The organism is Brevibacterium sp. GP-SGM9, assembly GCF_047300845.1.
In the GTDB taxonomy this organism is placed as follows: Bacteria; Actinomycetota; Actinomycetes; order Actinomycetales; family Brevibacteriaceae; genus Brevibacterium.
Window position 1 is genome coordinate 351394 of sequence record NZ_CP178563.1, and the last position, 21043, is coordinate 372436.

Genomic DNA, 21043 nt, shown 5'->3' on the forward strand with positions numbered 1-21043 from the left:
TCCTTCGTTCGGCTGCGAGCGTGCACTCAAACTCTACCGCGCCGGGTCGCCCTCGCGCTCTCCGAGACATCGGGCGGACCTCGGGGTAGAGTGTGGTCGCGGCAGACCAGATCAGACCAGATCGGACCCTGCGGTTGCACGCAGTCGACGAGCAGAAGGGAACACGGTGGGCGAGGGAGCACAGCCGATGACGAATTCGACCCGGACGTCTCTGTCCTCACCTCGATCGTCTCTGTCCCCATCCCGATCAACGCTGGCGCCGCGGACTGCGGCAGATTCCCGCCCGACGCACCGCATCGCCACCGCTTCCTCGGTTCCCGAATCCCGGGAACGCCGCCGGCTGCTGGCTGCGGGTCCCATCGTCCCCGTTCTGTTCGCCATCGTCACCATCGCCGTCGCCTCGGCGCTGGGGCAGCCGCTGCGCGCCCCCGTCGACGTGGCCGCACTGCTGGGGTGGCTCGCCTTCACCGCGGTGCTGGTCCTTCCCTTCGTCGCCTCCCTCATCGTCATGCTCACCGCTCGCCGCGGCGGCCTCGCCTGGTTCACGACCCTCATCTACAGCCTCGTCGCCGGAGTTCTCGGACTCGGTGTGGATCTGTCCGTCCTCGCCTCCGAGTCGTCGACGGCGGCGCTGGGCCTCGTCTCCACCGTGGTCGTCCAGGCCGTCCTGCTGGCACCGATCGCGGCGACCATCGCCTTCATCGTCAACATCGTCCGCCAGCGCGGCCGCGAGCAGAGCGGACGAGATCAGCGTGACTGAGAGGCCGTCGCGACCGAGTGGGCAACACAGGTCGGGCCGACTGGCAAAAAATTCGACAGAGGGTAGAATCGGACCCGTGAGTGAACTTCGTCAGAACCCGGACACGCAGAGCGAACGGCCTCTGCAGAGGACCATCGACGAACAGAGCCACTCCCCACGTACACGGTCGAAGATCGGCGCCTACATCGCGCTGACGAAGCCCCGGGTGATCGAGCTCCTGCTCGTCACCACCGCCCCGGTGATGTTCCTCGCCGCGCAGGGCATGCCGAACCTCTGGCTGGTCCTCAACACCCTCATCGGCGGAGCCGCTGCGGCTGCGTCCGCCTCGGTGTTCAACTGCTATGTCGACCGTGACATCGATGCGAAGATGGATCGGACGAAGGACCGTCCCCTCGTCACAGGTGAGATCTCTCCCCGTGCGGCACTGATCTTCGCCTGCGCACTCGGGCTCGGGTCGATCTTCTGGCTCGGCGGATTCACCAACTGGGTCGCGGCGGGCCTGACCGCCTGCGCGATCCTCCTCTACGCCGTCTTCTACACGCTCATCCTCAAACGACGCACCACGCAGAACATCGTGTGGGGCGGCGCCGCGGGATGTATGCCCGTCCTCATCGGCTGGTCGGCCGTGACCGGGAGCCTGTCCTGGGAACCGCTCATCCTGTTCCTCGTCATCTTCTTCTGGACCCCGCCGCACTACTGGCCCCTGGCGATCAAGTACAAAGCCGACTACGACGCCGCCGACGTTCCTATGCTGCCTTCGAAGGTCCCGCCGACATCGGTGGGCCGACAGATGATCCTCTACACCTGGGCGATGGTGGCCTGTTCGCTCGCGCTCATCCCGGTCGCACCGATGGGACCCGTCTACACCGTCGTCGCGGTGCTCGCCGGCGCCTGGTTCCTGTGGTCGTGCTACGCCCTGGTCTCACGCGCGAAGAAGGGCCTCAACGGCACTTCGTTGCGGGCGATGAAGGTCTTCCACGGATCGATCACCTATCTCTCGCTGCTCTTCCTCGCCGTCGCGATCGACCCCTTCGTCGACACGCTCATCCCCGGCATCTGGTGAGCCTCAGCGCCTGAGTCTCAGCGCTGCTGTCGCTGAGCCTCAGCGCGCATTGACGAGGTCATCGATGACGATCTTCTTCATTCCCATCAACGCCTTGACCTGAGCGTCCCCGGTCATCAGTTCGCCGAGGTTGTCCGGCACGATCTGCCAGCTCACCCCGTATCTGTCCTTGAGCCAGCCGCACTGCTCGGATTCGGGCACCGCGGACAGTGCTGACCAGTAGTGATCGATCTCGGCCTGCCCGGCGCATTCCACGGTCATCGAGATCGCCTCGTTGAAGGTGAAGGCCGGACCGCCGTCGAGGCAGATGAAGCGATTTCCGTCGAGGAAGAAGACGCCCGTGATGACCTTCCCGCTCATGCCCGCATAGTGCGGATCGAGGGACTCGTCCGGGTAGCGTTCGATGGAGACGATGTGCGAGTTCGGGAAGACGGAGCAGTAGAACTCCATCGCCTCCTCGGCGTGATCAGGAAACCACAGGCACGGAACTATCGGCGTCGGGATGAGTGCTCCTCGGATATGCGCTGTCCAGGACGGCAACGCTTGCCGCAATGGTAGCCGAGAGACCGATCATGTGTAAGGCCACCAGGGGGACGGGAACGCCGTTGAAATACTGGACGTAGCCGATGAGCCCTTGGGCGAGTTCGACGATGAGGAGCACGGTGAGGGTGCGGACCATGGTGGTCTGCCCGCGCCGGAACGCGAGCACCAGGCCGATGACGGTGACGATGACGAGCAGCCAGACGGGGAAGGCATGGGTGCGGGTGATCCACACGTTGTCCAAGCCGTTGCGCGTCGAGATCGTCGACCCCGAGTGCGGTCCGGCACCGGTGGTGAGGACTCCGAAGAGGACGATGACAGCGGTCAGGGCGAGGATGATCCAGCCGAGCACCGGCAGCGGTGCCGGGGCTTTGGTCTTGAGCCTGACCCCGGTGTCATAGGTGCGCCTGACGAAGTAGGCGGCGACCCCGACGGCGATGGCCGAGGGCACGAAGTGGCCGGCGACGACCCAGGGATTGAGCTTCGTCCAGACGGTGATTCCGCCGACCACGGCCTGGACGGGCACGATCGCCAGCAGACCGAGGTTGAGCCAGAACAGGTCGGGGCGCCGCTTCCGGGCGCGCCAGAGCATGATGAGGATGAGCACGCCGAGCATCGCCAAGGCCACTGCGAGCAGGCGGTTGCCGAACTCGATGGCCCCGTGGATGCCCATCTCGCGGGTGGCCACGAGCGAGTCCGGGGTGCATTTGGGCCAGTCCGAGCAGCCGAGGCCGGACCCGGTGAGGCGGACGATGCCGCCGGTGAAGATGATTCCGCCCTGCGCGATGAGCATGGCCCATGCGGCGATGCGAATCCTGGTTGTGACCACTTCTCTCCTCATTCGAATCGGAACCACCTGCGTGCGGCAAGCGTTCCCAGCAGCCCCCATACGAGGAGCACGATCATTGCCTTGACGTCGAAGCCCGCCCCGTCGAGAGCCGCGCGCATCGCCTCGCCCAGGGCGCCGGACGGAAGGTATCCGACCAGTGTGCCCCATTCGCCTGGATGGGCGATGACAAGGCCGCCCGCCCCGGCCATGAGCACCCAGATGAGATTGGCTCCCGCCAGGGTCGCCTCCGCGCGGACGGTGCCGGCCATGAGCAGACCCAGGGAGAGCAGCGCGGCGGTGCCCAGGAGCGTGCCGCAGACGAGTGCGAGCACGTCGACGGGCCCGGTGAAGCCGAGCACGGCGGCGATGGCGAAGGCGAGGGCGAATTGGATGATGATGACGGCGATGACCGCGCCCAGCTTGCCGAGGATCAGACCGCTCGTGCCCAGCGGCGTCGTCGCCAGCTGTCTGAGCACGCCGTAGCGACGGTCGAAGGCGGTCGCGATTGCCTGGCCGGTGAACGCGGTCGAGGCCAGGCACAGGCTCAGCGCTCCCGGCAGCGCCACGATCAGCGGGTCCCCACCGTGTGGGATGGCCCCGAGGGCATCGAGCAGCGGGGTCTTCGCAAGGAAGACGAGCATGCCCAGAGGCAGGATGAGGGAGAGCAGCAGCTGCTCGCCGTTGCGGAGGACGGAGACCGTTTCGAATCGCACCTGGGCGGAGATCCGCTTGGTCCGCAGCGCGGGGGAGTTCGTCACCGCCGGTGACTGAGTCGTCGCGGGTGTCCCGGTCATAGCAGGCTTCTCAGTCATCGCAGCGGCCTGCCCGTGAGCTCGAAGAACACATCTGCCAGGGACTGGGAATGCATGTCGATGTCCGTGATCGTCAGCCCCGCCTCGGCGACGAGGGTGCAGAGGCGGGCGATCTGGTGGCTGTCGAGCTCCCCGTCGACGATGAGACTGGACCCGGTCGCCGAGGTGGGGGCGACGGCGTCCATGGCAGAGAGCAGACGCGCACGGTCCTGGTCGGTCTGCGGTGCAGCCGTCGGGCCTTCGGCCACGCGGATGTCGAGGCGTCGACCTGCGGGGGAGGCGTTGCGCAGCTCCTCCGGGGCGCCCTGGGCGATGATCCGTCCGCGATCGATGACGACGACCTCGTCGGCGAGCTCCTCCGCCTCGGCGAGGTCGTGGGTGGTCAGCACCACGGTCACCCCGCCGGCGGCGAGATCCCGGATGAAGTCGTGGACGACCTCCCTGGCCTGCGGGTCGAGTCCGGCGCAGGGTTCGTCGAGGAAGACCAACCGGGGACGGCCGATGAGGGCCGCGGCCAGAGCCACCCGCTGCTTCTGTCCGCCGGAGAGCCGCCGGATCGTGCGCGTGGAGAACTCATGGAGACCCAGAGGGTCGGCAAGCTCGTCCACGGGGACCGGATCCGAGTAGAGGGACGCGAGATGACGGAGGACCTGGAGCGGCTTCGCACCCATCGGCAGTCCGCCGTCCTGGAGCATCACCCCGGCCAGCTGCGAGGTCGTCTCGTGTTCGCGGTGGGGGTCATGGCCGAAGATCTCGACCCGACCGGCATCGGGGGCACGCGTGCCGACGGCCAGGGAGATCGTCGTCGACTTGCCCGCACCATTGGGGCCGAGCACGCCGAGGATGGATCCCGGCGCGGCGTCGAGGTCGATTCCGTCGACGACGTGGTGTGCGCCGTACGAGTAATGGAGACCGCGAATGGTGAGAGCCGATTCTGACACCCGACCATTCTACGGGCGGTCGAATCCTCGTGCGGTTAGGCTCACCTAGTTTTACGAAACAAATTACGCAACAATATTGTTGTGTTAGTCAAGGAGGTGGAAAATGGCTGCAAACGACACGGAAGATCGCCGAACCCGGCAGAAGGTCTTCAGCTCCGTGCTCGACGAAGGCCCCATCACCGCTTCGTCACTGGCCAAAGCCCTCGACCTGACTCCGGCGGCGATCCGCCGCCATCTCGATGCCCTCGAGAACGAGGACCTCATCGAGGTGCGCGAATTCGCCGGGAAGCAGTCGGGGCGGGGACGTCCGGCCAGGCACTATGTGGTCACTTCGCGTGGACACGGCTCCGTCAGCCATTCCTACGATGAGCTGGCCGTCAACATCCTCAAATTCATGAAGGATCGCGATGGCGGGGAAGCCGTCGAGGAATACACCGAGGATTTCGTGGCCAAGCTCCGCGACCGCCTCGGCGGAGAACTCGACAGGAGGGGCGGCACCACCGTGGCGTCCCGCTCCCGAGCCCTGGCGGCCGCGCTGACCAGGGAAGGATATGCCGCCTCGGCGACCCCGGTTGCGGCAGGAACCCCGCTCGAAGCGATGCAGCTGTGCCAGGGACACTGCCCGATCCAAGCGGTGGCCTCGGAATTCCCGGAGATCTGCGAAGCGGAGCTCGAGATGTTCTCGGACTACCTCGGCGTGGATGTGCGCAGGCTCTCGTCGCTGGCGCACGGGGACCATGTCTGCACCACCCACATTCCCACCTCGGAACTCACCAGACCACTCATTCACAGCAATGATCGACCTCAAGGAGGTTCACGATGACTGACACAGGAAATCGGATCATCGATGCCAACCCCGAGCTCAAAGACCTCGGGCAGTACGCATACGGTTGGCACGACGATAACGACGCCGGTGCGACCGCGGTGCGCGGCCTCAGCGAGGACGTGGTGCGCAACATCTCGAAGCTCAAGGACGAACCCGAGTGGATGCTCAACCGTCGACTCAAGGCCCTGAAGCTCTTCGACAAGAAGCCCATGCCCAACTGGGGTGCGGACCTCACCGGCATCGACTTCGCCGACATCAAGTACTTCGTGCGCTCCACCGAAGGTCAGGCCACCTCGTGGGAGGATCTGCCCGAGGACATCCGCAACACCTATGACCGGCTCGGCATCCCCGAGGCGGAGAAGCAGCGCCTCGTCGCCGGCGTCGCGGCTCAGTACGAGTCCGAGGTCGTCTACCACCAGATCAACGAGGAGCTCGAGCGTCAGGGTGTCATCTTCATGGACACCGACACCGGTCTGCGCGAGCACCCGGAGATCTTCGAGGAGTACTTCGGCTCGATCATCCCGGCCGGGGACAACAAGTTCTCCGCTCTGAACACTGCCGTGTGGTCCGGCGGCTCCTTCGTCTACGTCCCCAAGGGCGTCCACGTCGAGATCCCGCTGCAGGCCTACTTCCGTATCAACACCGAGAACATGGGCCAGTTCGAACGCACCCTGATCATCGCCGACGAAGGCTCCTCCGTCCACTACGTCGAGGGCTGCACGGCGCCGATCTACAAGACGGACTCCCTGCACTCGGCCGTCGTCGAGATCGTCGCGAAGAAGGATGCGAAGGTCCGCTACACGACGATCCAGAACTGGTCGAACAACGTCTACAACCTCGTGACCAAGCGCGCGATCGCCGAAGAGGGCGCCTCCATGGAATGGGTCGACGGCAACATCGGCTCGAAGGTGACCATGAAGTACCCGGCCATCTGGATGACCGGCGAACACGCTCGAGGAGAGACCCTGTCCGTGGCCTTCGCCGGCGAGGGACAGCACCAGGACACCGGTGCGAAGATGGTCCACGCCGCTCCGCACACGCACTCCTCGATCGTCTCGAAGTCCGTGGCCCGCGGCGGGGGACGCGCAGGCTACCGTGGCCTCGTCCACGTCCACCCCGGTGCCGAGGGTTCGTCGAACAACGTCCTCTGCGACGCCCTGCTCGTCGACAACGTCTCCCGCTCCGACACCTACCCCTACATCGACATCCGCGAGGACGATGTGACCCTCGGTCACGAGGCCACGGTGTCGAAGGTGAGCGAGGACCAGCTCTTCTACCTGATGAGCCGCGGCATGGAGGAGACCGAGGCGATGGCGATGATCGTGCGCGGATTCGTCGAGCCGATCGCTCGCGAGCTGCCCATGGAATACGCACTCGAGCTCAACCGCCTCATCGAACTGCAGATGGAAGGGGCCGTGGGCTGATCCCCACCGCCGTCCACACCAAGGAGTTTATTCAGTGACTGATACCACCAATCCGCTGGGCGTCGATGAGCACTCTCATGGCGCCGGCGTCCAGGTTCCCGATTCCAAGCGGGACGCACGCACACGCAGCTTCGCCACCGCCGACTTCCCCGTCCCGACCGGACGTGAGGAGGAATGGCGGTTCTCCCCGGTGCGCAAGCTCAGTGAGTTCTTCACCGATGCCGGCACCGAGGCGGACCTGCAGGTGACGAACGAACTGCCCGAGGGCATCTCGGTCGAGGAGATCTCGCTCGATGCCGCACAGGAGCTGGGCATCCTCGAACCCGAGGACCGGGCAGCCGCCGTCGCTGCGAACCGTGCGAAGACCGTGACCCACTACTCGGTGCCCGCGAACACCGAACTCGACCAGGCGGCGATCATCCACGCCGACGGCACCGGCGATGAGATCACCCACGGCCATGTGGTCGTCTCCGTCGGTGCGAACGCCAAGGCCACCATCGTCGTCGAGCACGAGGGACCGGCCCGGTACTCCGAGCTCGTGTCGCTGGTCATCGGCGACGGCGCGGACGTGACCTTCGTGTCGCTGCAGCTCTGGGACGACGAATCGCAGCACCTCGGCCAGCACGATGCGATCGTGGGCAAGGATGCGAAGCTCAAGCACATCGTCATCAGCCTCGGCGGTGACATCGTGCGCCTGAACACGAACGTGCGCTATTCCGCTGCCGGGGGAGAGGCCGAACTGCTCGGCCTGTACTTCGCCGATGCCGGACAGCACTTCGAGCACCGCACCTACATCGATCACAACACGCCGAAGGCGAAGTCGAACGTCCACTACAAGGGGGCCCTGCAGGGCAAGGACGCGCGCAGCGTATGGATCGGCGATGTCCTCATCCGCCCCGAGGCCCTCGACATCGACACCTACGAGCTCAACCGCAACCTCATCCTCACCGATGGGGCTCGGGCGGACTCGGTGCCGAACCTCGAGATCGAGACCGGCGACATCGCCGGTGCCGGACACGCCTCCTCGACCGGTCGCTTCGACGAGGAGCACCTGTTCTACCTGATGAGCCGCGGCATCCCCGAGGATGTCGCCCGTCAGCTCGTGGTCCGCGGATTCTTCAACGAGGTCATCCAGAAGATCCAGGTCCCCGAGATCGAAGAGGTCCTCAACGAACGAATCGAGGACGAGCTCTCACGGAGCGTTCTGTGACCATGATCGACGTGGCGGCCGCCGACGAGGTGGCCCCCGGAGGCACGATACGCATCGAAGTGGACAACCACGAGATCTGCATCGCCCGTGACTCCGACGGTCGGATCCATGCGATCGACGACCTGTGCACCCACGGCGAGGTCTCCCTGGCCGAGGGCGAGGTGGAAGGCTGCGCCATCGAATGCTGGCTGCACGGCTCGCATTTCGACCTCACCAGCGGTCAGCCGCTGAGCCCACCGGCATTCGAACCCGTCGCGGTCTACGACTGCAAGGAGATCGCCGGCCGCATCCTGCTCGACCCGACCACGACCCTGAACTGAAACGAAGAACAAAGGATTGTCATGTCCAACCTGAAGATCGAAGACCTGCACGTCAGCGTCAACACCGAAAACGGTCCGAAGCCGATTCTCAACGGCATCAACCTCGAGATCAACTCGAACGAGACTCACGCCATCATGGGCCCCAACGGCTCGGGCAAGTCCACCCTCGCCTACTCCCTGTCCGGTCACCCGAAGTACGAAGTGACCTCCGGATCGGTCACCCTCGACGGTGAAGACGTGCTCGAGATGTCCGTGGACGAGCGGGCGAAGGCCGGCCTGTTCCTGGCCATGCAGTACCCCGTCGAGGTGCCCGGCGTGACCGTGACGAACTTCCTCCGCTCGGCCAAGACCGCCATCGACGGTGAGGCGCCGAAGCTGCGTCACTGGACCAAGGACCTCAAGTCCGCGATGGAGAGCCTGCGGGTCGATCCCGAGTTCGCCAACCGAAATGTCAACGAGGGCTTCTCCGGCGGTGAGAAGAAGCGTCACGAGATCCTCCAGCTCGAGATGCTCAAGCCGAAGTTCGCCGTGCTCGACGAGACCGACTCCGGCCTCGACGTCGACGCCCTGCGCATCGTCTCCGAGGGCGTCAACCGGGTCAAGGGATCGACCGATGTCGGCATCCTCCTCATCACCCACTACACGCGCATCCTGCAGTACATCAAGCCCGATCACGTGCACGTGATCATCAAGGGCCGGGTTGCCGAAGAGGGCGGACCGGAACTGGCCGACCGCCTCGAGGCCGAAGGCTACGACCGCTTCTTCGCACCGACGGCCTGATGTTCGCACGGCTGCGAGGCGATTTCCCGATCCTCGATGAGAGGGTCGGGGAGTTGCCGCTGTCCTATCTCGACTCCGGTGCGACCTCCCAGAAGCCGCAGTGTGTGATCGATACCTTCACCGAGTACTACGCCCAGCGCAATGCCGCCGTCCACCGCGGTGCCCACACGCTGGCGGTGCGGGCCACGGACGCCTTCGAGGGCGGCCGCGCGGCCGTCGCCGGACTCGTCGGAGGAGCACCCGAACAGGTGTGCTGGACGAAGAACGCCACCGAGGCGCTCAACATCGTGGCACTCGGCATCGACCGGGCCAGCCACGGCTTCGGGGGTGAGGCGGCGAAGCGCTTCGCCATCGGAGAAGGCGACTCGATTGTCGTCACCGAGATGGAGCATCACGCCAATCTCGTCCCCTGGCAGCAGCTGGCCGCCTCGACCGGAGCGAGCCTGCGCTGGCTGCCGGTGACCGAGGCCGGCGAACTCAACCTGAGCGAACTCGACTCGATCGTCGACGAGACGACGAAGGTGCTCGCCTTCACCCACGTGTCCAATGTCCTCGGCACCGTCAACCCCGTCGACACGCTCGTCGCCCGGGCCCGCGCTGTCGGCGCCGCTGTGGTGCTCGACGCCTGCCAGTCCGTGCCGCACATGCCCGTGGACTTCGTCGACCTCGACGTCGACTTCGCGGCGTTCTCCGCGCACAAGGCGCTCGGACCCACCGGGCTCGGTGTGCTCTGGGGCAAGCCTGAGCTGCTCGACGCGCTGCCGCCGGTGCTCACCGGGGGATCGATGATCACGACCGTGACCATGGAGAACACCGAGTTCATGCCCGCACCCCAGCGCTTCGAGGCCGGCACCCAGCCCGTGGCCGAGGTCGCGGCCTTCGCCACGGCCGTGGGCTACCTCGCCGAGGTGGGCCTGGAGAACGTCTATGCCCACGAACGCGAACTCGCCGAGGTGCTGCTGGACGGCATCGCCGAGATCCCGGGCATCCGCGTCCTCGGCTCTGCCGAGCAGCGGATCGGGACCGTGGCCTTCGATGTCGAGGGCGTCCACGCCCACGATGTCGGACAGTACCTCGACTCGCAGGGCGTGGCTGTGCGGGTCGGCCACCACTGCGCTCAGCCGCTGCACCGTCGTTTCGGGGTCACCGCCTCGACGCGGGCGAGCACCTACCTGTACAACAACGTCGAGGACTGCCAGCGGTTCCTCGCCGCCCTCGCCGAGGTGCGGCCGTTCTTCGGGGTGGGGGAGCAGGCCTCATGAGCACTCAGATGCAGCAGCTCTACCAACAGGTCATCCTCGACCATTCGCGGTCCCGGATCGGCAACTCCGCCCTGCTGGGCGAGAACGCCGCCGGTCCGCACGGGTACTCCCATCAGGTCAACCCGACCTGCGGGGACGAGATCGAGCTCGAAACCGAGCTGCTCGAGGACGGGCGGATCGCCGTGCGCTGGTCCGGCGACGGCTGTTCGATCTCGATGGCCTCGGCCTCGGTGCTCTCCGAACTCGCCGACGACTCTACGATCGAGGGGATGCTGAAGATCGAGGGACAGTTTTACGAACTCATGCACTCGCGTGGGACAATGGAGGCCGACGAAGATGTTCTCGGAGACGCCGCGGCGTTCACAGGAGTCTCGAAGTTCCCGGCCAGGATCAAGTGCGCACTCCTGTCCTGGGTGGCCTTCAAGGACGCACTCAACCAAGCACAAACAGCGCGTGAGGAGAAACGACATGCCTGAAGTCATTGACGCACCGCAGAACGCGAGCGTCGACGAGGTTCGCGAGGCGATGATGGACGTCGTCGACCCCGAACTCGGCGTCAACATCGTCGACCTCGGCCTCGTCTACGGACTCTCGGTCGAAGACGACGGCACCGCCGTCGTCGAGATGACCCTGACCTCGGCGGCCTGCCCGCTGACCGACGTCATCGAAGATCAGACGGCCCAGTGCCTCGACGGCATCGTGCCGGCCTACCGCATCAACTGGGTGTGGATGCCGCCATGGGGTCCGGAGAAGATCACCGAGGACGGCCGCGAACAGATGCGGGCCCTGGGGTTCAACATCTGAGTTCAGCACCAGCTGAGACTCGAATCCAACTGAATCACGAGTCCCGAATCGCGGGACCAGACGTCCCCGCGGGGACGCCCACCACCTCGCCGAGGCGGGTGCGTCGATTCCGACGCCCCGCCTCGGCGAGTCTCGTCGGCACCACGGCGAGTTCCGTCGGCACGCCGGACTGGTCACGCAGATCACCGCCCCTGAATGCCTGTCCTGGCCGGTGACGTGAAAGAATGGAAGCCGACTTTCCAAGGAGAACCATTGACGATCATCGCTGCCGCAGACGGGTCTGCGCTCGGCAACCCCGGACCCGCCGGGTGGGCCTGGTACATCGACGACGACTGCTGGCGTGCGGGCGGCTGGAAGAACGCGACGAACAATCGCGGCGAACTCATGGCCGTGCTCGACCTGCTCGAGGCCACCGCCGATGCCGATGAGGAGCTCAAGGTCTTCTGCGACTCCCAATACGTGATCAACGCCCTGACCAAATGGATGCCCGGGTGGAAACGCAAGGGCTGGAAGAAGGCCGACGGGAAGGAAGTCCTCAATCGGGACCTCCTCGAACTCCTCGACACCGCACTGACAGGCCGCGAGGTCGAATTCGAGTGGGTCAAGGGTCACAGCAACCACGCGATGAACGAGGCCGCCGATGACCGCGCGAGGGCGGCGGCCACGGCCTATCAGAAGGGCACAAGCGTGCCCGAAGGTCCCGGATTCGTCCCCGCGGGGACGCCCGCCTCGGCTCCGACCACTGGCGAGGACACGACACCCGCCTCGGCGCCGGAGGGCGAAGTCACCACCGTCGTGTCCTGTCGGGTGCCCACCTCTCAGGCGGACCAACTCGTCGCCCGGGCGAAGGCCCGCGGCATCCACCCCCAAGAATTCCTGGCCGAGATCATCGGCCGCAGTTTGGAGAACGAATGATTCAGGCCTCCGGTCTCGAAGTCGCCGTCGGCGCCCGCACCCTCATGTCCGATGTGTCCTTCCGGGTGGACAAGGGTGACCGCGTCGGACTCGTCGGACGCAACGGCGCCGGCAAGACCACCCTGACGAAGGTGATCATGGGCGGGCACCCGGCCGCCGGCGGCAACGTTTCGATCTCCGGATCCGTCGGTTACCTGCCCCAGGACCCGCGCAGCGGTGACCTGCAGGCCACGGGGATGGAGCGCATCCTCTCCGTCCGCGAACTCGATGTCCTGGTCAAGCGCCTGCGCAAGGCCGAACGTCAGATGGCCTCGCCCGATGAGAACGTCGCGGCCAAGGCCATCGACCGCTATCCCCGCATCGAAGCGGAATTCATGGCCGCCGGCGGCTACTCCGCCGAATCGGAGGCCTATGCGATCGCGGCTAACCTCGGCCTCGACGAGGACCTCATCGGCCAGGAGATCGGCACCCTCTCCGGCGGTCAACGCCGCCGGGTCGAACTCGCGCGCATCCTGTTCTCGTCTCCGGACACGATGATCCTCGACGAACCGACGAACCACCTCGACGCCGAATCCGTGCTGTGGCTGCGCGACTACCTCAAGGGGTACTCGGGCGGACTCATCGTCATCAGCCACGACCTCGATCTCATCGACGAGGTCGTCAACAAGGTCTTCTTCCTCGACGCCACCCGGCAGACCATCGATATCTACTCGATGGGCTACCGCCTCTACCTCAAGCAGCGTGAGGACGACGAACGTCGCCGCCGCCGTGAGCGGGCGAATGCGGAGAAGAAGGCCTCCGCGCTGACAGCTCAGGCGAACAAGATGATGGCGAAGGCCACGAAGACGGTCGCCGCCCAGCAGATGGCCAAACGCGCCGAACGCCTCCTTGCCGGTCTCGACGACGAACGCGCCACCGAGAAGGTCGCAAACCTCCGCTTCCCGGCACCGGCCGACTGCGGACGCGTGCCGCTGACCGCCGAAGGACTGTCCCGCAGCTTCGGCTCCACGGAGGTGTTCACCGGCGTCGATCTCGCCATCGACAAGGGCTCCCGCGTGGTCATCCTCGGCTACAACGGCGCCGGCAAGACCACGCTGCTGCGCCTCCTCGCCGGACTCGATGACCCGGATTCGGGTGAAGTCGTGCCCGGGTACGGGCTCAAGCTCGGCTACTACGCGCAGGAGCACGAGACGCTCGACCTCGAACGCAGCGTGCTCGAGAACATGAGCCGGAACTCCCCGCATCTCGACGACACGGCCGTGCGCAATGTGCTCGGCTCGTTCCTGTTCTCCGGCGACGACGTGCACAAACCCGCCCGGGTGCTCTCCGGCGGTGAGAAGACGCGACTGGCGTTGGCGACCCTGGTGGTCTCGAGCGCGAACGTGCTCCTCCTCGACGAGCCGACGAACAACCTCGACCCGGCCTCCCGTGAGGAGATCCTCTCGGCGATCCGCCGCTACGAGGGCGCGATCATCCTCGTCACCCACGATGAGGGAGCCGTCTCCGCCCTCGACCCGGACCGGGTGCTGTTGCTGCCCGACGGGGACGAGGACCTGTGGAACGACACCTACCTCGACCTCGTCAGCCTCGCCTGATTCGGGCCCGGGCCCGGCTCAGTTCGAGCGGAACCGCTCCTCGAGGAGTTCGTCCTCCTCCGCCTCGGCGCGCCCGTGGACACCGGGGGCGGTGAAGCGGTTGCGGCCGTAGCGGCTGCCCGGCTGGCTGATCTTGGCACCGGCGGCCAGCGCCGCCTTGTCGACGACGACGTAATCGGGCTCACCGGTGGACTGTTCGGCCACCTCGGCAGCGGCCTTGCGCTCTCGCCTGGCCGAGATCGACACGGCGATGATGATCATGATGCCGAAGGCGAACCACTGGAGCATATAGGACAGGTGGTTGCCGGGGTTGAGGTCGGGCATCGGCAGGGGAGTGAGGCCCTCGGCGTCGGGCAGCCCGTTGGTGGTGTCGGCGACCTCGCCGTAGACGTGGGCGTAGGCGTCATCCATTCCGGGAATCCGGGCGGGGTCGATGGCCTTGATCATGCCCTCCGGATTGTCGTCGTCGGCTCCGTCCTGCGCCGGGCGCAGATGAGCCACGATGCTCTGGTGTCCGGTGGGGGTGGCAGGCACCTGGTCGGCATCGGCGATCCACCCCCTGACCACGGCGATCGTCTGTCCGGAGTCGAGTGCGAAGGGGACGACGACATAGAAGCCGGTCTGATCGTTGACGGTGCGATTGCGGGCCAGCACGGTGTCCTCGCTGCGGAACTCGCCCTCGAGGGAGACCTGCTTCCACTCATCGGAATCGTCGAGCGCCGCCGAGGCGGAGGGAAGGATCTGGTCGATGTCGACGGGATCGGCCGAATAGTTCGCATTGATCGTCGCGATCTCGTTCTCACGCTGCTCACGGCGATCCTTCTGCCACAGGGCCAGGCACACGCAGGCGATGACGACGATGATCGTCATCGCGATGTACTTGAGCCACCGGGCGCTGAAGAGGAAGGAATAGCGTGACATCAGCCTGCTCCTTCGGGGATGGCGTCGATGTCGACGTCGGCGATGAAGAAGCCGCGCAGGTCGAGGAAGTGCCGCAGGTATTCGAGGTGTTCCTCACACGCCAGCCAGACCTTGCGCCTCTCGGGGGTGTGCAGGCCGGGGTTGTTCCACAGTACGGCGCGGGTGGCATCGGCTCGGCACGCCTTGGCCGAGCACTGGAGTCGCTCCGTCACGAATCCTCACCCCTGGTCCGAGGACGGCTGGGATTCGCAGCTGGGGACTTATCGTCATCTTCGGCGAGATCGCCGGGCACGATGTCCCCGCTGACGGTCTCCCCACTCACGGTGTCCCCGCTGACGGTCTCCGAGGAGATGGTCTCGCCCGTGGACGGCGGCAACTCGGCCAGCGGAGCGGAGTCGATGAGCGCGGTCGAGTCGTTGCTGCTGCGTTCACGACCCGCATTGGCGAAGATCACAGCCGGATAGGGCAGCAGCACGGCACCGGCGACGAGGATCCACATGAGCACATGGAGATCGGCGACGAATGCGAAGTACGCCCCCACGAAGCAGAACGTCCTGATGCCCATGGTGATCGAGTACTTGATGATCCGCGACTTCATGTCGTCGTCAAGGGCGGTGTCTGCCGTGGTGATCTGCTGCGGGTGCTTGGCCATAACCTTCTTCGATCGATTACTGCTACAAAATCATACTCTTCGTTTGTGTGAGTCGTATCGACGCGGGGCGGTTCACGATAGGTTAGTCACGGCAGCATTGGTCGACAGCATCGACCAATCATCATTGTCCACCAACAGGAGAGATTCTTGTCAGAACCACGCATCGTCCTCGTGACCGGAGGCAACCGCGGAATCGGGCGCACCATCGCCGAGGAATTCCTTGCCCAGGGCGACAAGGTCGCCGTCACCTCCCGCAACGGTGACGCGCCCGAAGGCGCCTTGGCCGTCGCCGCCGACGTCACCGACACCGAGTCCCTCGACCGTGCCTACCAGGAGATCGAGGAGAAGCTCGGACCCGTCGAGGTCGTCATCGCCAACGCCGGGATCACTCGCGACAACCTGCTCATGCGCATGAGCGACGAGGACTTCGGAGCCGTCGTCGACACGAACCTCACCGGTGCCTTCCGCACGGTCAAGCGCGGGATCACGAACATGATTCGGGCCAAGCAGGGCCGCATCGTGCTCATCTCCTCGGTCTCCGGCCTCTACGGAGTCCCGGGACAGGCGAACTACTCCTCCTCGAAGGCCGGTCTCGTCGGCTTCGCACGGTCGATCACCCGTGAGCTCGGCTCACGCGGCATCACCGCCAATGTCGTCGCCCCCGGATTCATCCGCACCGACATGACCGATGAGCTCGACGAGAAGCAGCGATCAGAATACCTCGCGACCATCCCCGCGAAGCGCTTCGCCGAGGCGAGCGAGGTCGCGAAGGTCGTGCGCTGGGTGTCCTCGGACGAGGCCGCCTACATCTCCGGCGCGGTCATTCCCGTCGACGGCGGACTGGGAATGGGACACTGAGTCCCCTCAGCGCCTAGACTTCACAGCGGAGACGTCGAACCCGACAGGTTCGACACGATTCAGTTCGACCACACACAGTCTGAAAGGACCACCATGGGAATTCTTGACGGAAAGCGCATCCTCGTCACCGGCGTGCTCACCGAGGCCTCGATCGCCTTCGCCGCAGCCCGCATCGCTCAGGAGCAGGGTGCCGAAGTCATCCTCTCCAGCTTCGGCCGCCAGATGAAGATCACACAGGTCATCGCCGAACGCCTGCCCCAGACCCCGAAGGTCATCGAACTCGATGCCACCAACGAAGAGGATCTCGCGGCCCTGCCCGAGCGCCTCGAAGGCAACATCGACGGCATCGTCCACGCGATCGCCTTCGCCCCGAAGGACGCACTCGGCGGCGTGTTCCTCGACACCCCGTGGGAATCGGTGTCCGCGGCCATCCACGTCTCGGCCTACTCGCTCAAGGCCATCACCGTGGCCGCCAAGCCCGCGCTCAACAAGGGTGCCGGCGTCGTCGGACTGACCTTCGACGCCACCATCTCCTGGCCCGTCTACGACTGGATGGGTGTGGCCAAGGCCGCCTTCGAATCCACCGCCCGCTACCTTGCGAAGTACGTCGGCGAAGACGGTGTGCGCGTCAACCTCGTCTCGGCCGGACCGCTGAAGACGACCGCGGCGACCTCCATCCCCGGCTTCGGGACCCTCGAGGACATGTGGGGCGATCGGGCACCGCTGGGCTGGGACCAGAAGGACACCACCCCTGCCGGCAAGGCCATCGTGGCGCTGCTCTCCGACTGGTTCCCCGCGACCACCGGCGAGATGGTCCACGTCGACGGCGGCTTCCACTCCACCGGCGCCTGACTCAGCGCCCGAGACACAACCCGCAGCAGCCCGAAACGGAGCCCGACGATGCCTGTGCTCATTCTCGCCCGCCATGCCAAGGCCGAGGCCGAAGGTCCGACCGACTTCGAACGCTCGCTCAACCCCAAGGGTCTGGCGCAGGCGATCGAAGCGGGGGCGGAGATCGCCGAGCGATGGTCACCCGATGTGGCCATCGCCTCGGCGGCCAGGCGCACGGTGCAGACCGGGCAGGCCGTCGTCGAGGCCGTCAACCGGGTGACCGGAGATGACAGTGACGCCGGCGCCGACGCCGACGCCGACAGCGTCGGCGGACTTGAGCTGCGGCAGGACGCCTCCCTCTACCAGGGCGGCGTCGAGGACTGGTTGGATGCGATCAATTCGATCCCGGCGGAATCCGACTGCGCCTACATCGTGGGCCATCAGCCCACCGTCGCCGAGGTGGTCGGCCACCTGAGCCCGGCCACCGGAGTTCCCGAGGAGTTCCGTCCCTCCTCGATCGCGGTCTTCGACCTCGAGAGCTGGAACGTCGAACCCGGGGACTACCCGGCCCCCGAGATCCGCGTGTTCCGCGGAGTCTGAGGACCGGGCCGGGCCGGGTCCAGCCTCAGATGTTCGCGGCGCCCGTGCGCGCTGCGATGAGGGTGAGGACCTCGCGCAGGTCCCGTGTCGTCACCGCGGCATCGGCGACCTGGGCCAGCGCCGGCTTGGCGCAGAAGGCCACTCCGAGACCCGCAGCCTCGATCATGCCGATGTCATTGGCCCCGTCGCCGATCGCGACGGTGCGGGCAGGTTCGCATTCGTACCGGCGGGCCAGATCGGTGAAGATCTCGGCCTTCGCGCTCGGATCGATGACCCGACCGCTCGTCCGCCCGGTCAGATGCTCGTCGACGATCTCGAGACCGTTCGCGTGCACCTCCTCGATGCCCAGCTCAGCGGCCATAGGTGCGATGATCGGGGTGAAACCGCCCGAGACCAGTGCGACGACGCCGCCGGCCTCCTGCACGGCGGACACCAGCTCTCGCGCTCCCTCGGTGAGGGAGATCTGTGCCCGGACCTCGTCGAGCACGGACACCGGCAGGCCGTCGAGCAGGGCGACCCGTTCGGCCAGGGAGGCGGCGAAGTCGAGTTCACCGGCCATCGCTCTCTCGGTGATGTCGGCGACCTGCTCGCCGACGTCGGCATGGACGGCGATGAGGTCGATGACCTCCTCGTTGATGAACGTCGAATCGACGTCCATGACGAGCAGCTGCACGGGGAGTGTTGAGTCATTCACCTCTTCATCGTAGCCACCGCCATGATGTAGTCGGCAGCCGCGGGGTGCAGGCGGGAGAGCAGACCGCCGAACTCCGGCGGCTCGACCGTCGCCGGGGCGAGCACCGAAGCCATGCGGTGGTGGATGTCGAGGGCGGCATAGATCGCCCGGGAATCCGCTGCCCGCGGGATCAGTCTGGAGATCGGATGCGAGGTCGAGAGCTCCTCCTGCCAGTCCCGCCACGGACCCTCACGCCATTCGGTCGGAACGTCGATGGATTCGATGAGCGAGAGCCCCTCCATCACGAGCAGACGCAGACGTCGCAGCGCCTCGGCGGGGGTTTCGACCGTGACCGGGCGGAAGACCGTCTCCCGGCAGGCGAGGACCTCGACGTTCGCCTCGGCGCCGATGAGGACGATGCCGAGCTGCTGCGTGCCCCGGTGCAGGACGATCGGGGCGGGATGCCGTCCCACCTTGGTGCGGTCGGCCTTGTCCACCGGCGGGGTGGTGTGCGGCAGGGACGGGTGGTGCAGCGCCAAGCGAGCATGTGTGATCCCGGCCGCGGCCGCCTCGGCGGCGAACAGGAGCAGCCCCGTCGGCGGGGTGGTCCCGAGCACGGCATCGGAGACGATGAGAGGAACGTCACGATCATCGTCGAGAAAGGCGGCACTGACCTCGTCGGGAGCAAGCGTCGAGCTCAGACGGTGGTTGAGTGCCAGGGCCAGCAGCAGTGAGTCGGTAGTGAGGTCCATGTCGAACCAGAATAGACGCCGCGCCTGCGATAGAGTCTGAAGATATGAGTGATGTCCTGACTGTGGATTCCGTTTCCGTCCGCCGGGGGGAGAATTTCCTCCTCCGCGATTTCTCCCTGACCGTCTCCGAAGGCGAGCATTGGGCCGTCCTCGGACCCAACGGCGCAGGGAAGACGACTCTGCTCGAACTCGCAGCGGGACGAATGCACCCCACGACCGGCAAGGTCGGCATCCTCGAAGAACGCCTCGGACGCGTCGACGTGTTCGAACTGCGGCCGCGCATCGGCTACGCCTCGACCGCCCTGGCCAACCGGATCCCCCTGTCCGAAGCCGTGCTCGACACCGTGCTCACCGCCGCCTACGGCGTGACCGGCCGGTGGGTCGAGCAGTATGAGACCACCGATATCGACCGTGCCAAGGACCTCCTCGGCGCGTTCAACATCACGCATCTGGCCGACCGCACCTTCGGCACCCTGTCCGAGGGAGAGCGCAAGCGTGTCCAGATCGCCCGTGCGCTGATGACCGACCCGGAGCTGCTGCTCCTCGACGAGCCGGCCTCGGGACTCGACCTCGGCGGCCGTGAAGAGCTGCTGTCCGCGATGACGGAGATCCTGTCCTCGAAGTGGGCGCCGGCCACGATCATGGTCACCCACCACGTCGAGGAGATCCCTGCGGGGATCACCCATGTGCTGCTGCTCGCCGAAGGCACCGACCTCGCCGCCGGACCCATCGATGAGACCCTGACGGCTGACAATCTTGCGGCGACCTTCGGCATCGACGTCAAGCTCACCCGCGACGGTCAGCGGTTCCACGCTCGTTCCCAGCTCTCGTAATGGAGCCGATCCTCGGCATGGAGCTGTGGCAGATCGCGCTGATCGTCCTCGCGGGCATCGGCGCAGGCGGCATCAACGCCGTCGTCGGTTCGGGCACGCTCATCACCTTCCCCGCCCTCGTCGCCTTCGGCGTGCCCCCGGTGGTGTCGACGATGAGCAACGCCGTCGGCCTCATCCCCGGCAACATCGCCTCCTCGTTCGGGTACCGGGAGGAGTTGCGCGGGCAGTGGCGACGCATCCTCGGCTTCGTGCCTGCCTCGCTCCTCGGGTCGCTGACCGGGGCGTATCTGCTGCTGCACCTGCCCGAGGACGCCTTCGAGACGATCGTTCCCGTCCTCCTCGTCGTGGCCCTGATCATGGTCGTCGGCCAGCCGGCGCTCTCGCGCTACCTGAAGAACCGGTCGCTGCGTCGAGCCGAACGGGCCGGGCGCGAGCATGTGGCCGCCTCGGTGGGGGATACGCTCTCGACCGGGCGCTACCTCGCTGTCCTCCTCGTCGTCTTCCTCACCGCGATCTACGGCGGGTATTTCGCCGCGGCGCAGGGAATCATCCTCATCGCCCTGCTCGGACTGCTGCTGCCCGATGATCTGCAACGTCTCAATGGTCTGAAGAATGTGCTCGTCCTCGTCGTCAACACCGTCTCGGCGAGCACCTACATCATCGTCGGCCACGACCGGATCAGTTGGATCGCCGTCATCTGCATCGCCGTTGGTTCGCTCATCGGCGGTTACTTCGGGGCCCGCATCGGTCGGAAGTTCTCGCCGGTGCTGCTGCGCACGATCATCGTCATCCTCGGTCTCGTCGCGATCTGGCGGATCCTGGCGCTGTGAGAGTTGACGAGC

At 66.0% G+C, this 21043-nt stretch carries 26 protein-coding genes; 17 read left to right on the top strand and 9 right to left on the bottom strand.

Annotated elements, in window-relative coordinates; genetic code table 11:
* Positions 1 to 187: 187 nt before the first annotated feature.
* Entirely contained in the window at positions 188 to 760 is a 573-nt protein-coding gene (locus ACH82I_RS01460) for a hypothetical protein (protein ID WP_230744086.1), read from the top strand.
* Between the two features lie 76 nt (positions 761 to 836).
* Positions 837 to 1823 carry a heme o synthase gene (locus ACH82I_RS01465; protein WP_230744085.1) on the top strand — a complete coding sequence of 329 codons (987 nt, stop codon included), beginning with the start codon at positions 837 to 839 and terminating at the stop codon, positions 1821 to 1823.
* A 39-nt stretch (positions 1824 to 1862) separates the two neighbouring features.
* On the opposite strand, the gene ACH82I_RS01470 is transcribed toward ACH82I_RS01465, so the two are convergent.
* The 4 genes from ACH82I_RS01470 to ACH82I_RS01485 are packed head-to-tail and all read right to left on the bottom strand — an operon-like array spanning position 1863 to position 4945.
* On the bottom strand, positions 1863 to 2273 hold the full coding sequence (locus ACH82I_RS01470; protein ID WP_230744084.1) for a VOC family protein: 411 nt from the start codon (positions 2271 to 2273) through the stop codon (positions 1863 to 1865).
* 16 nt (positions 2274 to 2289) lie between these two features.
* Positions 2290 to 3192 (bottom strand): COX15/CtaA family protein, encoded by a 903-nt coding sequence (locus tag ACH82I_RS01475; protein ID WP_413335018.1) that lies wholly within the window; start codon positions 3190 to 3192, stop codon positions 2290 to 2292.
* Between the two features lie 8 nt (positions 3193 to 3200).
* Positions 3201 to 3986: an ABC transporter permease gene (locus ACH82I_RS01480; RefSeq protein WP_413335020.1), complete on the bottom strand. Its 786-nt coding sequence runs from the start codon at positions 3984 to 3986 to the stop codon at positions 3201 to 3203.
* 14 nt (positions 3987 to 4000) lie between these two features.
* Positions 4001 to 4945 carry an ABC transporter ATP-binding protein gene (locus ACH82I_RS01485; protein ID WP_413335022.1) on the bottom strand — a complete coding sequence of 315 codons (945 nt, stop codon included), beginning with the start codon at positions 4943 to 4945 and terminating at the stop codon, positions 4001 to 4003.
* A gap of 103 nt (positions 4946 to 5048) precedes the next feature.
* Here ACH82I_RS01485 and ACH82I_RS01490 point away from each other — a divergent pair, with 103 nt between their 5' ends.
* The 10 genes from ACH82I_RS01490 (at position 5049) to abc-f (ending at position 14081) form a co-directional block, all read left to right on the top strand.
* Positions 5049 to 5768: a helix-turn-helix transcriptional regulator gene (locus tag ACH82I_RS01490; RefSeq protein WP_413335024.1), complete on the top strand. Its 720-nt coding sequence runs from the start codon at positions 5049 to 5051 to the stop codon at positions 5766 to 5768.
* Positions 5765 to 7195 (top strand): Fe-S cluster assembly protein SufB, encoded by a 1431-nt coding sequence (gene sufB / locus ACH82I_RS01495; protein WP_413335026.1) that lies wholly within the window; start codon positions 5765 to 5767, stop codon positions 7193 to 7195. Before ACH82I_RS01490 ends, sufB begins: the two co-directional genes overlap by 4 nt.
* A 34-nt stretch (positions 7196 to 7229) precedes the next feature.
* Positions 7230 to 8405: a Fe-S cluster assembly protein SufD gene (gene sufD / locus ACH82I_RS01500; RefSeq protein WP_413335028.1), complete on the top strand. Its 1176-nt coding sequence runs from the start codon at positions 7230 to 7232 to the stop codon at positions 8403 to 8405.
* Positions 8402 to 8725 (top strand): non-heme iron oxygenase ferredoxin subunit, encoded by a 324-nt coding sequence (locus ACH82I_RS01505; protein WP_413335030.1) that lies wholly within the window; start codon positions 8402 to 8404, stop codon positions 8723 to 8725. Before sufD ends, ACH82I_RS01505 begins: the two co-directional genes overlap by 4 nt.
* 21 nt (positions 8726 to 8746) lie before the next feature.
* On the top strand, positions 8747 to 9505 hold the full coding sequence (sufC, locus tag ACH82I_RS01510; RefSeq protein ID WP_413335032.1) for a Fe-S cluster assembly ATPase SufC: 759 nt from the start codon (positions 8747 to 8749) through the stop codon (positions 9503 to 9505).
* Positions 9505 to 10767, top strand: coding sequence for a SufS family cysteine desulfurase (locus tag ACH82I_RS01515; RefSeq protein ID WP_413335034.1), 1263 nt, complete (start codon positions 9505 to 9507; stop codon positions 10765 to 10767). The genes sufC and ACH82I_RS01515 overlap by 1 nt, the downstream gene beginning before the upstream one ends.
* Positions 10764 to 11243, top strand: a complete 480-nt coding sequence (gene sufU / locus ACH82I_RS01520; protein WP_413335036.1) for a Fe-S cluster assembly sulfur transfer protein SufU — start codon at positions 10764 to 10766, stop codon at positions 11241 to 11243. The genes ACH82I_RS01515 and sufU overlap by 4 nt, the downstream gene beginning before the upstream one ends.
* On the top strand, positions 11236 to 11571 hold the full coding sequence (locus ACH82I_RS01525; protein ID WP_230744073.1) for a metal-sulfur cluster assembly factor: 336 nt from the start codon (positions 11236 to 11238) through the stop codon (positions 11569 to 11571). The genes sufU and ACH82I_RS01525 overlap by 8 nt, the downstream gene beginning before the upstream one ends.
* A gap of 252 nt (positions 11572 to 11823) precedes the next feature.
* Positions 11824 to 12486, top strand: a complete 663-nt coding sequence (locus tag ACH82I_RS01530) for a ribonuclease H family protein (RefSeq protein ID WP_413335038.1) — start codon at positions 11824 to 11826, stop codon at positions 12484 to 12486.
* Complete coding sequence (gene abc-f / locus ACH82I_RS01535) at positions 12483 to 14081, top strand: ribosomal protection-like ABC-F family protein (protein WP_413335040.1); 1599 nt, start codon at positions 12483 to 12485, stop codon at positions 14079 to 14081. Before ACH82I_RS01530 ends, abc-f begins: the two co-directional genes overlap by 4 nt.
* An 18-nt stretch (positions 14082 to 14099) precedes the next feature.
* Here the strand turns inward: abc-f and ACH82I_RS01540 are convergent, their stop codons facing one another.
* The 3 genes from ACH82I_RS01540 to ACH82I_RS01550 are packed head-to-tail and all read right to left on the bottom strand — an operon-like array spanning position 14100 to position 15654.
* Positions 14100 to 15002, bottom strand: coding sequence for an SURF1 family protein (locus ACH82I_RS01540; RefSeq protein ID WP_413335042.1), 903 nt, complete (start codon positions 15000 to 15002; stop codon positions 14100 to 14102).
* The gene (locus ACH82I_RS01545) at positions 15002 to 15214 is read right to left on the bottom strand and encodes a hypothetical protein (protein ID WP_230744070.1); all 213 of its coding nucleotides are present in this window, start codon (positions 15212 to 15214) and stop codon (positions 15002 to 15004) included. Before ACH82I_RS01545 ends, ACH82I_RS01540 begins: the two co-directional genes overlap by 1 nt.
* Positions 15211 to 15654, bottom strand: a complete 444-nt coding sequence (locus ACH82I_RS01550; RefSeq protein ID WP_413335044.1) for a DUF3099 domain-containing protein — start codon at positions 15652 to 15654, stop codon at positions 15211 to 15213. Before ACH82I_RS01550 ends, ACH82I_RS01545 begins: the two co-directional genes overlap by 4 nt.
* A gap of 147 nt (positions 15655 to 15801) precedes the next feature.
* Here ACH82I_RS01550 and ACH82I_RS01555 point away from each other — a divergent pair, with 147 nt between their 5' ends.
* The 3 genes from ACH82I_RS01555 (at position 15802) to ACH82I_RS01565 (ending at position 17943) form a co-directional block, all read left to right on the top strand.
* On the top strand, positions 15802 to 16512 hold the full coding sequence (locus ACH82I_RS01555) for a beta-ketoacyl-ACP reductase (protein ID WP_413335046.1): 711 nt from the start codon (positions 15802 to 15804) through the stop codon (positions 16510 to 16512).
* Positions 16513 to 16605: 93 nt separating this feature from the next.
* Positions 16606 to 17364: an enoyl-ACP reductase FabI gene (gene fabI, locus ACH82I_RS01560; protein WP_230744067.1), complete on the top strand. Its 759-nt coding sequence runs from the start codon at positions 16606 to 16608 to the stop codon at positions 17362 to 17364.
* 48 nt (positions 17365 to 17412) lie between these two features.
* Entirely contained in the window at positions 17413 to 17943 is a 531-nt protein-coding gene (locus ACH82I_RS01565) for a SixA phosphatase family protein (protein ID WP_413335048.1), read from the top strand.
* A gap of 25 nt (positions 17944 to 17968) precedes the next feature.
* On the opposite strand, the gene serB is transcribed toward ACH82I_RS01565, so the two are convergent.
* Both serB and ACH82I_RS01575 read right to left on the bottom strand, forming a co-directional pair.
* A complete protein-coding gene (serB, locus tag ACH82I_RS01570) occupies positions 17969 to 18637 on the bottom strand; it encodes a phosphoserine phosphatase SerB (protein WP_413335050.1) in 669 nt (222 codons plus the stop codon).
* Positions 18634 to 19368, bottom strand: coding sequence for a hypothetical protein (locus ACH82I_RS01575; RefSeq protein ID WP_413335052.1), 735 nt, complete (start codon positions 19366 to 19368; stop codon positions 18634 to 18636). Before ACH82I_RS01575 ends, serB begins: the two co-directional genes overlap by 4 nt.
* 44 nt (positions 19369 to 19412) lie before the next feature.
* On the opposite strand from ACH82I_RS01575, the gene ACH82I_RS01580 reads away from it, so the two are divergent.
* Both ACH82I_RS01580 and ACH82I_RS01585 read left to right on the top strand, forming a co-directional pair.
* Positions 19413 to 20201, top strand: coding sequence for an ABC transporter ATP-binding protein (locus tag ACH82I_RS01580; protein WP_230744062.1), 789 nt, complete (start codon positions 19413 to 19415; stop codon positions 20199 to 20201).
* Between the two features lie 17 nt (positions 20202 to 20218).
* Positions 20219 to 21031 (top strand): sulfite exporter TauE/SafE family protein, encoded by an 813-nt coding sequence (locus ACH82I_RS01585; RefSeq protein ID WP_230744393.1) that lies wholly within the window; start codon positions 20219 to 20221, stop codon positions 21029 to 21031.
* Positions 21032 to 21043: the final 12 nt, after the last annotated feature.

Coding starts and splice junctions, on each gene's coding strand:
- ACH82I_RS01585 (WP_230744393.1), top strand. CDS start 20,219: ATGGAGCTGTGGCAGATCGCGCTGATCGTCCTCGCGGGCATCGGCGCA.
- ACH82I_RS01480 (WP_413335020.1), bottom strand. CDS start 3,986: ATGACCGGGACACCCGCGACGACTCAGTCACCGGCGGTGACGAACTCC.
- ACH82I_RS01580 (WP_230744062.1), top strand. CDS start 19,413: ATGAGTGATGTCCTGACTGTGGATTCCGTTTCCGTCCGCCGGGGGGAG.
- ACH82I_RS01515 (WP_413335034.1), top strand. CDS start 9,505: ATGTTCGCACGGCTGCGAGGCGATTTCCCGATCCTCGATGAGAGGGTC.
- ACH82I_RS01460 (WP_230744086.1), top strand. CDS start 188: ATGACGAATTCGACCCGGACGTCTCTGTCCTCACCTCGATCGTCTCTG.
- ACH82I_RS01540 (WP_413335042.1), bottom strand. CDS start 15,002: ATGTCACGCTATTCCTTCCTCTTCAGCGCCCGGTGGCTCAAGTACATC.
- ACH82I_RS01470 (WP_230744084.1), bottom strand. CDS start 2,273: ATGGAGTTCTACTGCTCCGTCTTCCCGAACTCGCACATCGTCTCCATC.
- ACH82I_RS01490 (WP_413335024.1), top strand. CDS start 5,049: ATGGCTGCAAACGACACGGAAGATCGCCGAACCCGGCAGAAGGTCTTC.
- ACH82I_RS01550 (WP_413335044.1), bottom strand. CDS start 15,654: ATGGCCAAGCACCCGCAGCAGATCACCACGGCAGACACCGCCCTTGAC.
- ACH82I_RS01525 (WP_230744073.1), top strand. CDS start 11,236: ATGCCTGAAGTCATTGACGCACCGCAGAACGCGAGCGTCGACGAGGTT.
- ACH82I_RS01575 (WP_413335052.1), bottom strand. CDS start 19,368: ATGGACCTCACTACCGACTCACTGCTGCTGGCCCTGGCACTCAACCAC.
- sufB (WP_413335026.1), top strand. CDS start 5,765: ATGACTGACACAGGAAATCGGATCATCGATGCCAACCCCGAGCTCAAA.
- fabI (WP_230744067.1), top strand. CDS start 16,606: ATGGGAATTCTTGACGGAAAGCGCATCCTCGTCACCGGCGTGCTCACC.
- sufU (WP_413335036.1), top strand. CDS start 10,764: ATGAGCACTCAGATGCAGCAGCTCTACCAACAGGTCATCCTCGACCAT.
- ACH82I_RS01565 (WP_413335048.1), top strand. CDS start 17,413: ATGCCTGTGCTCATTCTCGCCCGCCATGCCAAGGCCGAGGCCGAAGGT.
- sufC (WP_413335032.1), top strand. CDS start 8,747: ATGTCCAACCTGAAGATCGAAGACCTGCACGTCAGCGTCAACACCGAA.
- abc-f (WP_413335040.1), top strand. CDS start 12,483: ATGATTCAGGCCTCCGGTCTCGAAGTCGCCGTCGGCGCCCGCACCCTC.